Origin of the sequence: Acrocarpospora sp. B8E8, from assembly GCF_039871605.1 — a bacterium.
Classification (GTDB): domain Bacteria; phylum Actinomycetota; class Actinomycetes; order Streptosporangiales; family Streptosporangiaceae; genus Acrocarpospora; species Acrocarpospora macrocephala.
Map to the genome: position 1 here is coordinate 158,145 of NZ_JBDPLV010000009.1, position 15,140 is coordinate 173,284.

Annotated in this window: 14 protein-coding genes; 11 read left to right on the plus strand and 3 right to left on the minus strand. The window is 69.0% G+C overall.

The window, feature by feature from the left end; translation table 11 throughout:
• Positions 1-13 precede the first annotated feature (13 nt).
• Genes ABGB08_RS11150 through ABGB08_RS11160 form a run of 3 tightly spaced genes read right to left on the minus strand, consistent with a single transcriptional unit; the run spans position 14 to position 3,115 of the window.
• A complete protein-coding gene (locus ABGB08_RS11150; RefSeq protein WP_347589095.1) occupies positions 14-1,150 on the minus strand; it encodes an FAD-dependent monooxygenase in 1,137 nt (378 codons plus the stop codon).
• Positions 1,147-2,076, minus strand: a complete 930-nt coding sequence (locus ABGB08_RS11155) for an MBL fold metallo-hydrolase (protein WP_347589097.1) — start codon at positions 2,074-2,076, stop codon at positions 1,147-1,149. Before ABGB08_RS11155 ends, ABGB08_RS11150 begins: the two co-directional genes overlap by 4 nt.
• Positions 2,077-2,086: 10 nt before the next feature.
• On the minus strand, positions 2,087-3,115 hold the full coding sequence (locus tag ABGB08_RS11160; RefSeq protein ID WP_347589099.1) for a VOC family protein: 1,029 nt from the start codon (positions 3,113-3,115) through the stop codon (positions 2,087-2,089).
• Positions 3,116-3,310: 195 nt separating this feature from the next.
• On the opposite strand from ABGB08_RS11160, the gene ABGB08_RS11165 reads away from it, so the two are divergent.
• The 11 genes from ABGB08_RS11165 (at position 3,311) to ABGB08_RS11215 (ending at position 15,127) form a co-directional block, all read left to right on the plus strand.
• Entirely contained in the window at positions 3,311-3,826 is a 516-nt protein-coding gene (locus ABGB08_RS11165; RefSeq protein ID WP_347589101.1) for a MarR family transcriptional regulator, read from the plus strand.
• Entirely contained in the window at positions 3,823-4,851 is a 1,029-nt protein-coding gene (locus tag ABGB08_RS11170) for a fumarylacetoacetate hydrolase family protein (RefSeq protein WP_347589103.1), read from the plus strand. The genes ABGB08_RS11165 and ABGB08_RS11170 overlap by 4 nt, the downstream gene beginning before the upstream one ends.
• The gene (locus ABGB08_RS11175; protein WP_347589105.1) at positions 4,848-5,864 is read left to right on the plus strand and encodes an amidohydrolase family protein; all 1,017 of its coding nucleotides are present in this window, start codon (positions 4,848-4,850) and stop codon (positions 5,862-5,864) included. Before ABGB08_RS11170 ends, ABGB08_RS11175 begins: the two co-directional genes overlap by 4 nt.
• A 7-nt stretch (positions 5,865-5,871) precedes the next feature.
• Positions 5,872-6,810 carry a fumarylacetoacetate hydrolase family protein gene (locus tag ABGB08_RS11180; RefSeq protein ID WP_347589107.1) on the plus strand — a complete coding sequence of 313 codons (939 nt, stop codon included), beginning with the start codon at positions 5,872-5,874 and terminating at the stop codon, positions 6,808-6,810.
• 28 nt (positions 6,811-6,838) lie between these two features.
• On the plus strand, positions 6,839-8,206 hold the full coding sequence (locus tag ABGB08_RS11185) for a hypothetical protein (protein ID WP_347589109.1): 1,368 nt from the start codon (positions 6,839-6,841) through the stop codon (positions 8,204-8,206).
• Positions 8,203-9,219, plus strand: coding sequence for an LLM class flavin-dependent oxidoreductase (locus ABGB08_RS11190; RefSeq protein WP_347589111.1), 1,017 nt, complete (start codon positions 8,203-8,205; stop codon positions 9,217-9,219). The genes ABGB08_RS11185 and ABGB08_RS11190 overlap by 4 nt, the downstream gene beginning before the upstream one ends.
• Before the next feature lie 265 nt (positions 9,220-9,484).
• Positions 9,485-10,378 carry a PHB depolymerase family esterase gene (locus tag ABGB08_RS11195; protein ID WP_347589113.1) on the plus strand — a complete coding sequence of 298 codons (894 nt, stop codon included), beginning with the start codon at positions 9,485-9,487 and terminating at the stop codon, positions 10,376-10,378.
• A gap of 464 nt (positions 10,379-10,842) precedes the next feature.
• Positions 10,843-12,357: a serine hydrolase gene (locus tag ABGB08_RS11200; RefSeq protein WP_347589115.1), complete on the plus strand. Its 1,515-nt coding sequence runs from the start codon at positions 10,843-10,845 to the stop codon at positions 12,355-12,357.
• 321 nt (positions 12,358-12,678) lie between these two features.
• Positions 12,679-12,894, plus strand: a complete 216-nt coding sequence (locus ABGB08_RS11205; protein ID WP_347589117.1) for a hypothetical protein — start codon at positions 12,679-12,681, stop codon at positions 12,892-12,894.
• Positions 12,891-14,255 (plus strand): DUF692 family multinuclear iron-containing protein, encoded by a 1,365-nt coding sequence (locus ABGB08_RS11210; RefSeq protein WP_347589119.1) that lies wholly within the window; start codon positions 12,891-12,893, stop codon positions 14,253-14,255. Before ABGB08_RS11205 ends, ABGB08_RS11210 begins: the two co-directional genes overlap by 4 nt.
• 74 nt (positions 14,256-14,329) lie before the next feature.
• Positions 14,330-15,127 carry a trypsin-like peptidase domain-containing protein gene (locus tag ABGB08_RS11215; protein ID WP_347589121.1) on the plus strand — a complete coding sequence of 266 codons (798 nt, stop codon included), beginning with the start codon at positions 14,330-14,332 and terminating at the stop codon, positions 15,125-15,127.
• The last annotated feature ends 13 nt before the right edge of the window (positions 15,128-15,140 follow it).

A 15,140-nucleotide genomic window follows, 5' to 3' on the forward strand; every position in this document is an offset into this window, starting at 1 on the left:
GGTGTCCCAATCACTACGCCGGCTCGGCCAGTCGCCTGGTGATGCGTTCCTGGCGAGCACCTAGCCCGGCCGCGAAGATCGCCTTTTTCGCCGCGTCGGCTTCCATCTCGTTGAGCAGGATGGCGTGCGCCTCCTCCTGGACGTAGCGCACCCGGGGAAGCCGGCGGCGCATGAACGCGGCGAGCGCTTTGGGCACGTCGTCCTCGTGGCGGCGCAGTTCGTCGGCAAGGACGATGGCGTCCTCCATCGCCATCCCAGCGCCTTGCGCGAGGTGGGGGATGACCGCGTGCGCCGCGTCGCCGACGAGCACTATCCGACCGTCGTTCCAGGTCGTGGGAAGTTCGACCACTTCCAAGGGCCCGCGGTGGATGTCGGTCTGTGGCGTGATGCTCGCGCGGATGTCGCTGATGATTCCCGGGAATCCCGCGAGCAGGCCGCTGAGTTCGTCGGCCAGTCGCGTGCGGTCGAGCGCGGCCGCCGGCGGCGCCTGCTGTACGACCAGCAGGTACATGGATTCCGCGTTGAGGTTGATGACCGTGGCTTTGACCTGCTCGCCGTTGTAGTAGAGGCTGTGCGTCACGTCCGCGGGCCGTCGTACCGGCATCCGCCAGCAGACGTACCCGGTGCTGCGAGGTTCGTACGCGTTGCCGAAGAGGACTCGGCGTAGCGGCGAACGAATGCCCTCAGCGCCGATGACGAGGTCGTAGGTCCGCGTGCTGCCGTCGCCGAGGGTGACGGTCACGGCGGCATCGTTCTGCTCGATCGCGGCCCAGGTCTGCCCCAGCTCGATTCTGGCCCCCACCTCGACGGCTCGGTCAGTCAGGATCTCGTGCAGGTCAGCCCGGGTCATGGAGATCTGGAAGGGCACGTCATCGGGATTGGCCGGTTCGAAGGTGGCGATCAGGTCGCCGGCTTGGGTGTACCGCTTTATCCCGCGGTAGACGTATCCGCGTTCCACGACCTGGTCGTAGACGCCGAGAGCCTTCAGCGCGCGGAGAGCGTTGGCCGGGTGGTTGAGCCCGACCCCGACCGTGGTGTTCTCGGTCTTTATCTCGATGACGGTGACGTCCCAGCCGATCTCGCCAAGCGCGATGGCAGCGGCGAGGCCGGCGATTCCAGCGCCGGACACGAGCGCGGATCGGCCGGTCATGCCATGCACCGGAGCGGCCCGCCGTTGAATGCGATCATGTCTCGCCGGGTCGCGATGAGATCGATCGGGTCGCCGGGAGCGGCGCCATCGAGCTCGGCGAAGGAGCGGTGGAGGTTGGCGACCAACCGCTCCGAGTCGAGCAGGCCGGCGAACGGGTTGTCGGCGGCGTCGCGGGCCGTCTCCAGGGGAGTGCGTCCGAGTCGATGGCCGACTGCGGCCACATCCTGGACGAATTTGAGGTAGTCGATCTCAAGGAGGAAGATCTCCGAGCCGCATACGTCGCCGTGCCCGGGCACAACCCGCTCCGCGCCGAGTTGGCTCAGTTCGGTCAGGACCTTGATCGCGCCCGCGACCGACCCCGCGGACATCAGCGGAGCGCTGCCGTTGAACGCGAGGTCGCCGGCGAACAGCACCGAATGCTCCTCGATCCACACGATCGAGTCGTCGACGGTGTGCGCCGGCGTACCCACCCAGCTGATGTCGCAGCGGGTTTCGCCGGCCCACAGCGCGAGCCCTTGCGCATAGGTGAGGAAGGGCGGAGCAGGCTCCAGTGGCCCCCAGTCGACGTCCGGGAAAGGCCCGTTCGGATCCGGGATCGTCGGAGCGTGTTCGAGCATCATGGCCCGGGTCCGCTCGTGCGCGACAATGGTCGCCCCCCGGAACTGGTAGTTGCCGTTGGTGTGGTCGGTGTGCCAATGGGTGTTCACCAGCGTCGCGATCGGCAGCGACGTGGTCTCCGCCACCGCGGCTCGCAGGTCTTGGGTACGGGAGGCAGTTGCCGCCGAATCGATGACGGTCACCGTGTCGGCGCCGACGATGATCCCGCTGTTGTTGAGGAACCAGCCCCCGTCGGGTTGCACGTGGGCATAGACGCCCGGTGCGACCTGTTCGGTCCGCGATGGCGCGATGTCGACGATGTGCGTCATGGCCAGATCCTCAGATCGGTGCGGGTGTCCACAACCCGCTGTCGGCTTCGGACTGGGAATCGAGGGCGTACAGGTCCTCGAGCCCACCCGCGGTACCCCACTGGTCGTAGTAGTCCGGGGTGCCCGGCCAGACGCGAGGGGTCCACGCGTCCTCGTCGACGATCTTCTCCAGTTCGGTGGTGTATTCGACGACGTTGCCGTGCGGATCGGCGAAGTAGGAGAAGGTGTTGTCCCCGGCCGAGTGCCGGCCCGGCCCCCACGCCGGGGCATGGCCGTGCCGGATGAGCCGGCCCGTTCCCCGCAGGTATTCGTCGATCCCGCGCATCTCGAAGGAGACGTGGTTGAGCGAGACCCTGGTGCGCTGGGCGATGGCCAGGCTGTGGTGATCTGTGGAACACCGCAGGAACGCCATCCGATTGGTCAGCCAGTCCGACAGGCGGAATCCGAGAAACCGCTCGTAAAAGGCCATCGTCGCGGCGATGTCGGTGCTGTTCACCACGACGTGACTCAGCTTCTGGGGAACGGATTCGCCCGCCTCCAGGCTGCGGAACGGTTTGGCCCTCACATCCACCGATACCTCGATCAGGCGCCCGTCCAGATCGAAGAATCGGACACCGTACCCCCCGCCCGGAGTGTCCTGTTCGCCAGGCTCGCGAACCAGGCGGACACCGGATACGGCCAGGTCGGCCGCGAGCGCGTCGACGGCGGCCCGGCTACGGCCGGCGAAGGCGATGATGTCGACCCGCTTCGCGTGCGCCTGACGCAACCGGACGATGTACGGCTCAGGTGAGCCGACAGAGCCGAGGAAGACGACATCGCGGTCGTCGGCGACTCGGTACAGACCCCAGACCCCCTCGTAGAACGCGCACGCCTGCCGCAGATCCGGAACTCCGAGACCGACGTGCCGCAGGCCGGCGATCGGCGAGCGGGCGGCCAGTTCGGATGCGCGGATCTGGCCGGCTGGCGCGGGCGGCGGCATCGGTCGCGGCTGGAACGGTGGTGGCTCAACGTCGATGGACGTGGGGACGGATCCTGACATGGCGTGACTCCGAAGTTTGAAGCGGGCGTTGAGGACGATCCACCATCCCGCGCATGATGTCAACCACTTGACGTCAACTAGTTGACGCCCAGGCTCGCCGGACCTAGAGTCCGTTACGCGTCGTCTGGCGCCCAAAGGAGCAGGCCAATGCCCAACCGTTCATCTCGGCGATCCGACAAGATCTCGGATCGGACCATGAACTTCATCCACCGGATCCGCATCGCCACCGGCGAAGCGGTCAGCACGATGCTGGCCGATCTGGGCCTGAATGGAACGCTCGCGCTGATCGTGGAGACGCTCGACGAAACCGGGCCGGTCAGCGCTGCCGAGATCGCACGGCGCACGCTGGTCACGCGTCAGGCGCTGACCGACCCCCTCAACGAACTGCAACGACGCGGGTTCGTGGATCGGCCGCCGGTCAACGCGAACGCGCACACCCGGCCAGTCGCACTCACCGATGAGGGCCGCGCGCTGGCCGAAACGCTGCGCGAGCGCATGCACCTCATCGAGGACCGCGCTATCAGCGACATGACCGCCGGAGAGGTCGCGACGCTGCGGTCCCTGCTGGCTCGCTACGCCAGCGGATGGGAGCAGCTGGCCGCCGACTCCGGCGAGCTTGCCTCGATCGCGAACAAGGCCCGCCCGGAATCGGCCGCCCGAGTTCGGTCCCCCGACCGACCCGCCGGCCCTACCGTGCGGAGCACCTCGTGAAGTCGGCATTCCCGGCCGGCCCGGACCTGACCGACAACGTTTCCGACCGCGGGTTCGGCTTGGCCGCGGTGCGGTTGCCCAGCGGACAACGCCGGCTGCGAGTCGTCTCCGCACGCGGGGTGTACCCGGTTTCGCTCGCGCTCGGCGCGCGATGGTCTGATGTGACGACCGTCAACCAGCTCCTGCCCGACTGGGACACGCACGTGCGGACGATCTCGTCGTGGCTCCCATCGGCGTCGCCGGACGCCGACGGCTCCGACCGGGAGGCGGTGGAGGTGCTCGCTCCTGTCTGTCCCGGGCATATCTACCAGGCGGCGGCGAACTATCGCCGCCACGTCATCGATCTGATGGTCGCGTCGCCACGACCGGAGCACCGGGACCTCGGGTCGGCGGACCGGCGCGCGGTGGCCGTGAAGCTCATGGACGAGCGGGTGGCCTCCGGCGTTCCGACGGTCTTCTCCGGGGCGGTCTCGAGCCTGTGCGGTCCCTACGACGACGTGGTGATCCCGCACATCACTGAGCAATGCGACTGGGAGCTCGAACTCGCTGCGGTGATCAAGGCTCCGGCTCGCTACGTGAGCAAGGAAGACGCGCTGGACTACGTCGCCGGCTACACCATCGCCAATGACATCACCATGCGCGACCAGATCTATCCGAGCGGAGACAGCAGTCGCGGGGCAGACTGGCTCGCGAGCAAGTCCGCGCCGACGCATCTTCCCGTCGGTCCGCTGCTCGTGCCCGCCGCATTCGTCGCACCTGGCGATGTCACCATCACCCTGCGGCTCAACGGGCAGATCATGCAGGACGAATCGAGCACCGACATGATCTACGACCTGCCGCGCCTGATCGAGCACACCTCGCGCTACGCGTTGATGCGGCCAGGTGATCTCCTGCTTACCGGTTCACCGGCCGGCAACGGTGTGCATCACGGCCGATTCCTGCGAGCGGGCGACGTCATGGAGGGCCGCATCAGTGGTCTCGGTGTCCAACGCACCGGCGTAGTAGACGAGCCATCGGCCGGATGATCGACTTCCACGCGCACGTCGGCATCCCGGAAGCCGAAGAGATCGCTCGGAACAGCCCCGGATGGGAGGGCAACCAGGCGGCGCTCGCCCGTCGATACCGCGATCCCGCGACGGCGGCGCACATGGCGTCCGTGGCGAGCGAGTGGGACCGACGGCTGACCGACCCGGAGGAGCGGATCCGGTTCATGGACGACGCGGGCATCTCCACTCAGATCGTCTCGGTCAATCCCGGCCAGTATCACTACTGGATGGGGGAAGCCGATTCCGCTGAGCTGGTCGGCCGCGTCAACGCCCAACTCGCCCGCATCGTCGAGTCCGCACCGCCGAACCGGCTGCTCGGGCTCGCCACCGTGTCGTTGCAGCATCCTGAGCTCGCGGCCACCCAACTGGAGCGAGCGGTCGAGCGCGACGGCCTCGTCGGCGTGCAGATCTCGACATCTGCCGGTGGGCGCGACCTGGCCGACCCGGCGTTCGACGGTTTGTGGTCGGCGGCCGAACGGCTGGACGTGGCTGTCTTCGTCCACCCGCTCGGCTGCCCGCAGCTCACCGACCGGCTCGCCCCGTCCTACTTGAACAACGTCGTCGGGCAGCCGCTGGAGACCACGATCGCGCTGTCCCTGCTGATCTTCTCCGGCGTGCTGGATCGCCACCCCGGCTTGCGCATCTGCGCGGCGCACGGCGGTGGCTACCTGCCGCACTACCTGGGCCGCGGCGACCACGCCTGGGGCGTACGGCCCGACAGCCGGACAATGGCCCACCCGCCCAGGTGGTACCTGCGCGGTATCTACGTCGACTCCCTTGTGCACTCCGCCGAGGTGTTGACCAATCTCCTGCGAACGATGGGGCCGGACCGGGTGGTGGTCGGCACCGACTACCCCTTCGACATGGGCGAGACGGATCCCGCGAGCGCCATCGGTGCGGTGCGCCACCTCACCGCCGAACAGCGACATGCGATCGCGGTGGACAACGCCCTTCGCCTGCTAGGCCCCCGCGCCGCCGGCCGACACAGTTAGGAGAGTCATGCGCTGGTCAAGCTATCGGGCATCGGAGTCAGGGTTGCGCCTGGCGGTCGCCACCGACGACGGCCGGCTGTTCGGCAGCCGAACCCACACCGATCTCGTGACGCTCCTCCGCGATGGAGTGGACCTGGCCGCCGCCGCGGAGGCCATCCTGGCCGACCCGCTCGAGGTACTGGGGATCGACGAGGCGACGCTGACGGCGCCGATACCCCTGCCCCCCAGCATCCGCGACTTCATGGCCTTCGAGGACCACCTCAAGCCGATCCTGGCGGCACGGGGAGCGTCGATCGACCCTGCCTGGTACGAGATTCCCGCCTTCTACTTCACCAATCCCGCCGCGGCCAAAGGCCCGTTCGAGGACGTTCGCGCGGCACCCGGGGCCGTCGAACTCGACTTCGAGCTCGAGGTCGCCGCGGTTGTCGGGCGACCAGGCAGCGACCTGGACGTTGACGCGGCGCAGCACCTGATCGCCGGTTATATCCTCATGAACGACTGGAGCGCGCGCGACCTGCAACGACGCGAGCGGGGCATCGGCCTCGGCCCGACCAAAGGCAAGGACTGGGCGACCAGCTTCGGCCCGTTCTTCGTCACGGCAGACGAGTTCCCGATGGTCGACGGGCAGGCTCGGCCGGATCTCCCCCTCCGCGCCAGTGTGAACGGCCGCCCGTATTCCGCGGGCAACCTCAGCGAGCTCTACTGGACGTTCGGGGAAATGATCGCCTACGCCTCCCGCGGCACCGAGTTGCGCCCCGGCGACATCATCGGCTCCGGCACCGTGGGTACGGGTTGCATCGCCGACCTGTCCGCCCGCCACGGACTCGACAGCTATCCGTGGCTTCGGCCGGGCGACCGCGTGCGCTTGGAGGCGGACCGCCTCGGAGCGATCGACTGCGCATTGCTTCCGGCTCCGCCGGTCGTCCCGTTGCGCCCAGCGCGATAGATCATCAAAGAGAGAAGGCCCGACGAGCATGACTGAGCGCAAACCGCAGGTGTTCACCGAGACTGAGCTGCGGGAAATCAAGGAAGACATCGATCGAGCGCGGCGGCCCGGAGCGTACGAGTCCGGCCGCTGGTCGGTAAGCCCGCTCAATCGCGACCCCGAGGTCGCCGGACGGATGCCGACGTCGGTGCGCTTTCGCGACATCACGCTGCGGGCGATCGAGGCATTGCCCGGAGTCGTGGTTTCCACGCGGGCCAAGTCCGAGTACCTCCGGCAACTGGTCGAGGCAGGCGTCCCCGAGATCGTGACCGCCGGCGTCCGCGATCGCGGTGACGACGAGCTGCGGCGCGACATAGAGATGGTCAAGTCGATAGACCCTGACCGGCGGGTCACCTGCCCGCTGGTGTTCTCCGCACGCGACCTCGCGGCACCCGCACGCGCGGGCTACGACGCAGTCCAGATCTGGGTCCCGCCGTGGGGCACGGCGTCGCGCCTGTACGAGGCGGGCGTGCACGCCGCGGCATGGCGGGGCGACGACTGGCGGGACCTGGGCCTGCCATCCGACCGGGCCGGGTTCGTCGCCCGCGCGGCCGACCTGGTGACGCGGGCACGAGACCTCGGCCTCGAGGTCACCGCCCCCCTGCTCATGGTGTCGTTCCTGTCGATCGAGGAATTGCTTGAGACGTGCTCGGTACTCGTGCACGCCGGCGCCAACGAGATCGGGCTGTTCGACGGACCCGGTGCCATGTCACCTGAGGCGTATGGACACCTGGTCGCCCAGACCAAGGCGCATTTCCCCGACGTCCGGGTCGGGATCCACCCGCACAACACCTTCGGCCTGGCGGTCGCCGCCGCGATCGCCGCCGCCCGCAACGGAGTTGATGTGGTCGAGGTATCGGTCAACGGCTACTGCGGCGGACCGGGCAACGCGGACCTGTCCGTGGCGACCGCGGCCTTCGAGGCGCTCTACGGTGTCGAAACGGGAATCAGGCCCGAGCGGCTGAAGGCCCTGGCCCAGGCCGGAGAGCGGCTGACGGGGTATCGCACCGCGTACAACCACCCGGTGACCGGCGATCGCGTCTACAACTGGGGCGGCATGGACTTCATAACCCAGGAACTCGGGATCGACGACTTGTTGCACAACGCCATCGCACCAGGCTGGTCGGGCAGCACCGTCGACATTCCGATCACCGAGGTCAGCGGGCCGTTCACCTTGTGGGACAAGATGATTCGGCTCGGCTTGGCACCCACCCACCAGACCGTCGAGACCGCGCTCGGCATGATCAAGAGCGAGATCGAAAAGCAGGGTAGCCTGCTCACCGACGCTCAAGTCAAGGACCTGTGCCGGGCGGCAGGCGCGCCCACTGCTCCCATGCCGGCGGAGGGTCACGCGTGAAAATCGGAGTGGTCCTGTCCGTCCCGGCATTCGCTCCCCTGGCCGAGGCGGCGCGCCGGGCCGAGACCGGGGGTCTGGACCGCGTCTGGCTGACCGAGACCCCGGGACGAGACGCGCTCATCCGCGCGGTACACGTCGCGGCGCACACCGACCGGATCGCCGTTGGCACCGGCATCGCCTACGCCTTCACGCGGCATCCGATCGCGATGGCATCGGCGGCGCTTGAGGCGAACGCGGCCTCGGCCGATCGCATCACGATCGCGATCGGCGCCGGCCCCGCGCCGATCCGGTCGGGGGTCGGGGCCTCGTTCGACCACCCGGCCGACCGCCTGGCCGAATACATCCACTACGTACGGACCGCGGTCCGAGCCGATGCCGGGTTCTCGTTCGAGGGTGCGTATTACCGGTCACAGCTGCCGACCTTCACGACGCGAACGGCCGCCGTGGCGCCGCCGAAGATTTACGGTTCCGGTGCCGGGAAGAACGCGCTGCGGGCCATCGCCCCCGTCGCGGACGGCATCGCCCTGCATCCGCTCGCGGTCTACGAACCGTACTTCCGTTCTGCCGTCGTGCCGGCCATCACGCGCCAGGACGGCAGCCGCCCCGCGACGGTGGCCTGGTGCGTCACGTCGATCAGTGAACATCGTGGACAGGCGGTTCAGGAGGCGCGAACCAGGCTCGCGCAGTATCTCAGCTTGCCGTCGTTCGCCGCGGTGCTCGCCGGTTCGAGGTGGGAGTCGATGCTCGGCGACGTCCAAGCCGTCGCCGTTGCCTCCGGATGGGCCGCGGCCGGCCGCCTCATTCCCGAGGATCTGGTCGATCACCTGAGTGTGACCGGCACTCCGGAGGAGGCCGCCGCTCGCCTGGCCGGCCTGGCGCAACGGCTGGCCGCGGCGGGCGTCGACGAGATCGCGCTGCAGATCGCACGGATGTCGGGACCGCCAGAAGCCGTACTCGACGATATGGACCAGATCGTCGGCGTGGCGTCATCCATGGTTACGTCCACCGAATGAGCCGCGTCGGAGCGGCGACGAAACGTGGGCCGCGAATGGCAGCGCGCAGCCCGAGCTATGCCGGGCCTCGACTGCAAGACCGACCTGATGATGGGGCGTATCCCAACATAGTGTCGACAGTTTATTACCAATGTCACGCGGCCGGACTCAGACGAGCGTCAGGATCGGATAGGAGCAGCATGCCGCGAGGATCGTTGGCCTGGCGCATCATGGTGTCCAGGTCCGCCGTGACTCCGGCGGACCGCAGGCGAAGGGACCCGATGCGATGCCCCGGTTAGCGCGGACGCTGGGTGCGCTCGTCCTCTTGGCCGGCGCGGCGGCCTGCGTACGCGCCGAGGCCGGAGAGGCCATCCCCGCCGGCCGGTCGGACCACACGATCGTGGTCGGCGGCTTGACCCGCACGTTCCACCTGTACCGCCCCGACAGCCTGCCCGCCGCGGTGCCCCTGGTGGTGATGCTGCACGGCGGGTTCGGCAGCGGTGCGCAAGCCGAGCGGGACTACGGCTGGGACACGATGGCCGACACCGGGGGTTTCGTGGTCGCCTACCCCGACGGGTTCGGCCGCGCCTGGAACGCCGGCGCGGGCTGCTGCGGCCGGCCCGGCACCCAGGACGTGGACGACGTCGCGTTCGTCGCCGCGGTCGTCACCCGGATCCGGCGCGACCTGCCCGTCGACCCCTCACGCGTGTACGCCGCCGGCATGTCCAACGGCGCCATGCTCGCCTACCGCCTGGCCTGCGACACCGACCTGTTCGCCGCGATCGCCCCGGTCGCCGGCACCCTGCTCGGGCCGTGCCCACGGCCGAGACCAGTCTCGCTGCTCCACATCCACGGCACCGCCGACCAGCGTGTCCCGTACGACGGCAGCCGCGGCATCGGTCAGTCCGCGATCGACGGTCCGCCCGTACCCGACCTGATCACCCGCTGGCGTACGGCCGGAGGCTGCGGCGCGGCCACCGTACGCACCGAGGGTCCGAGCACGATCTCCACCGCCACCTGCGCGAACGGCCGCGCCATCGAACTGATCACGGTGGCCGGAGCAGGCCACCAATGGCCGGGCGGCGCCGGCGACCGGGTGCTCCTCGACAAGCCCTCGGACGCGTTCGACGCCACCGCGACCATCTGGTCCTTCTTCGCCGGCCATCCCCGAGCCGCCTAAGGTTTCGGCGGGGACATCGAAGCAGCGCGACCGAATGGCATTCGACGCGAAAGCACGATCCGAATGCGATTCGGTGAGACTCCACGCCTCCCCGAGAGCGGGGTGCTCGTCCAGCCAATCGAAGTCGAAATGACCCAACTCGATCAGAGCCCATCCTTCCGGCTCTCGCTCCTGGTGGCATTGAACACGTTAGCCGAACGCCTGCCGTGTACCGCAGCCTGGACCGCGACGCCACCCCCTCTCGACCACCTGAACCAGCCTGACGCGCCCGGGTGGCCATCCCCCTACGCCGGAAAATCAGATTGGCGATGACCGCGGCCAGAGGTATGGTCGTCGGAGGCGGTTTCCGGCCGCCTCTGGGTCCGCGGGCAGAGCTGCAAGCTCACCGGTTCGCCAAGCAAGTAACGGCATGTCTTTTCCCCGCCCGATGCCGCGGACCCGCGGGCGCTGAGGGAAGGACTGCCTTGTCCGATCAGTCGCGTGCGCTCCCCGACCGGCCGAGTCTCCGGTATCTGAAGCTCGAGGCGAAACGCCGCCTCTCCGCCGGGGAGTTCGCCACACTTCACCAGGCCCAGCTGGCCATCGCCCGCGAGCACGGGCTGTCGAGCTGGACCGCGCTCAAGGAACACATCGAGGCCGCGGGCCCGGCGAGCCACGCCCTCACGCAGGTGCGGTGGGTCATGTCCCGCTTCGCGGCGGCCGACACCCCGGACTGGACACCCCCCGACGAGGAGGAACTGCGCCGGCACTTCGATGACCACTACCTGAGCCTCGTGCCGCCGGACACGCTGACCGGCATGGCCAGCTCGGTGGCGCAGCAGCTGCGCGAGGACCTCGTCGACGTGCGGGCCGAGCCGCTGCGCCTGCGCGCGCGGGTGGCCGACCTGCGGGTCGAGGCGGCGACCGAGGCCGACCCGCCGTACCGGCTGAGCACGTTGCGGTTGTATCCGCTGGAGACGAAGGTCAAGGACCCGCGCGTGGCGGCACCGGCGAGCCGTACCTCCGGTGCGGTGCCGGAGGAGGCGGCCGCGGTGGCCGCGGAGTCGTTCGCCGAGCTGGGCCTGGTCGGCCTCATCGTGGCCGGCGCGAGCGGGGACGGCTCGGTGTGGGTGACCGCACGGGGCTGGGCGAGCCTCGACCAGGATGAGGTGCTGCAGCCCGGACACCGGTTTCCCGCGTACTCGATCACCAAGCTGATCACCGCGATCGCCGTCCTGCGGCTGGTCGCGGACGGGCGTGTACGGCTCGACGAGCCCGCGAACGCCTACCTGCGCACCATCCGGCTCGCCGACGACGCCGTCACCGTGCGGGAGCTGCTGTCCCACACCGGCGGCGTCGACAACCCCGCGTCGATGTTCGCCGACCGCGTCCCCGACCTGGTCTCGGTCACCGGGCCGGTCGCGGCGTGCGGCGGTCCACGCGGCACGTTCGCCTACGGCCACGGCGGGTACGCGCTGCTCGGGCAGCTGATCGCCGACGTCACCACATCGCCTTACGAGGAGGCGGCCACCCGCATGGTGCTCCAACCCCTCGGGATGAGCGATTCGTGGTTCCCGCGCAGCCGTCCGGCCACCAGGGTGGTTACCGGGCACCGCCTCACCGACGAGGGCGTGTTCGAGCGCGCGCCGGCACAGATCTCCATCGTGCCGGCCGCGAGCGGTCTGTGGACCACGGCGGCCGATCTCGTCCGCTTCGGCCACGCCTGGTCCTCGCTGCTGCCCGTGGCGCTCGCCCGCGAAGCGCTGCGGCCGCAGGCCGAGCGGGACGACAGCCCAGGTGGCCAGGCGGGCCTCGGCTGGGGGCTCGTGTTGCCCAAGGACGTCGCCGGGCATCCCGGCGCCGGCCCCGGCTTCTCCGCGTCCCTGATCGTCAGACCGGGGCTCGTCGGTTCGGGCGGCGGCCAGACCTGGGTCGTCTTCACCAACCGGCAGGTCTTGGTCGAACCCGTCAACGAACGCCTGGCCCTCCCGATCCCCTGAGCACGCACTGCCTCCCGTGCTGTTTCACGATGGATTCTGTCGCAGCACGGGAGGCCGATCCGTCCCGAACCGGGCGTGACCAAATATCGTGCTGTCTCCGCCGCAGGACTAGGGATTTCCCGGAGAGCGCCCCCGGGGTGGGGTCCCGTCGGTTCTGTCTTCAATGAGGGGACTCCGAAGGGAATCGTTCATGGGCCGATTGACGGCCGACCAGCAACCTCGCGCAGGCAGATCAGCGCTGTGGAAGCGCAGCAGGTCACGCAGGGATGTGTCCCGGGCTAAGCCCGGCTCCACCTCACTCCACCTCGAAAGGGAGAAACCATGGCAACAGAGAACGTGTTCCAGCCGGGCGACCGAGTGGTGAACGTCACCATCCCCGCGGACGTCGCCTTTGATCTCGACCGGCTCCAGGCGGTGCAGCGGGATATCCTCGGCCGCCTCGGCTGCCAGGCCTGCTGCTCGGGATGGGACATCCGCTACGACATCCAGCGCAGGTTCGTGGTCTCACGCGAGCTCGAGATCCGCGAACTGGGATGAGCGGCGTCCAGGACCTGCGGGAACTGCCGGAGCTGGGTGTCGGGCTCGTCTACTGGCCCGGGTTCGAGAGCCTGCTCGACCAGGTGGACGTGGTCGAGGTGGAACCGCAGGTCTTCTGGTTCGCCCCGGACGCGGACGGCGAGCCGTTCCGGCTGGACCATCGCGCGTTCGAACGGCTCTCGCGGATCCGGAAGCCGAAGCTGGTGCACGGCGTAGGCCATCCGGTGGGCGGCACGGAGGCGGACGAGCGTCACCTCCAGCCTTTCGCCGAATCCGTCGCGCTGCTCCGGGCGCCCTGGGCGAGCGAGCATCTCAGCTTCAACCGGCTCCACGGGACAGACCTCGGTTTCCTGCTGCCACCCGTGCAGAGCGAGGAAGGCATCGCCCTCGCCGTCGAGAACATCCGCGCGCTGCGCGAACGCCTGCCTGTGCCGTTCGCGTTCGAGACAGGAGTCAGCTACCTGCGACCTCGGCCAGGCGAACTGTCCGACGGGACGTTCTTCGCCGCGATCGCCCGCGCGGCGGACTGTGGAATCCTGCTCGATCTGCACAACCTGTGGGCCAACGAACGCAACGGACGCCAGGCCGCCCTCGACGTGGTGGCCGAACTGCCGCTGGAGCGTGTGGTGGAGGTGCATCTGGCCGGCGGGCAGGAGTACGCCGGTTACTGGGTGGATGCCCACTCCGGCCCGGTCCCGCCGGAGGTGCTGGGCATCGCCCGCCAGGTGATCCCGCGACTGCCGAATCTCAAGGCCGTCGTCTACGAGGTGATGCCGGAGACCGTCACGGACACGAACCTGCCGATGGACCAGATTCTCGAACTGCGCGACCTGTGGGAACTGCGCGGCACCGCCGCCGCTCCCCCGCCGCCCGCACCCCGAGCCTGGGAGGACGGCCTCGCCGCGGCCCTGCTGAGCGAGGAGCCTGCCGCGGACCCCGGAATCACCGTGCTGCGCAAACTCATCGGATCGGCGCGCGCCGGAAAGGTGGCCGACACGCTGCCTCTCACGACACGGCTGCTCCTGCTGACGCTCGGCGGAGAGGCCGTCGACGATCTCTTCGCCCGCTTCTGGCACGCCACGCCGTCGGAGCAGATGGCCTCCGATGAGGCGCGACTGTTCGCCGCTCACGTCACCGGCATGCCGCTGGAGGTGCCGTACCTCCGCGAGGTGGCGGATTTCGAACTGGCCGCGCTCCAAGCCGTCCTGGCCGGACTTCCGCAACGGGTGTCATTCAGCGTCGATCCAGGACCTGTCCTCGCGGCCCTCCGCCACGGACGCCTCCCCGCAGCCCAGCCCACCGCCGCCCACGAGATCACGGTACGGCCTCCGGCATCCGAGCCGCTCCGAGCGCCGGGCTAGCGGCCTGCATCGGGAGAATTGCCAGACACGATCTATTTAATCTCCTTTTCAGCTTGGCCTTGTACGGTGAAGCGGTGGAACGCGGGCCCGAGAGGGTGAACGCTGATGGGTCGCGGCGGGTCATGGCCGGAGTCCCAGGTCGCCTGCTGATCGGTGGTGGGGTAAGTGCCGTCGCCTTAATGGTGGTGCTCGCATTCCTGCTCGGCAGGACGACGAGCACGCAGAGCGCGCCGTCACCCTCCCGGAGTCCCACCCCGACGGCGACCACCAGTCCCACGGTGCCGGAGATCTTCCAGCGGGTCGGGCCCTCCGTGGTCGTCATACGCACGGACGACGCGATCGGCACGGGCGTGATCGCAGCGGACAACGGGACCATCGTGACCGCGAACCACGTCATCGACGGCGCCGAGACCATCACCGTCACCTTCTCGGACGGCACCAAGGCGCGGGCACGTGTCGCGTCGGCCGATCCGGGTCAGGACATCGCGCTGCTCATGCCGGCGTCGCTGCCGGAAATCCTCGTTCCCGCGGTCCTCGGCGGCGGTGCGGAGGTGGGCGCCCCGGTCGTCGCCATCGGCAACCCGCTGGGGCTGACCTTCAGCGTCTCCTCCGGCGTCGTCTCGGGCTTGAACCGGGCATCGAAATCCGACGGTGGCGATCTGGAGGGACTCATCCAGTTCGACGCATCCGTCAACCCGGGCAGCTCCGGCGGCCCGCTTCTCGACGCGCGAGGGCTCGTCATCGGCATCGTCGTCTCGATCGCCGACCCGGGCAAGGACGAGGCCTTCGCCGGTATCGCCTTCGCGGTGCCCATCGGTACGGCTCTGTCCGGAGGAGACGGAGACGGCGACGGAAACGGACCCCAGATCTGAGCGACGAAGGAAC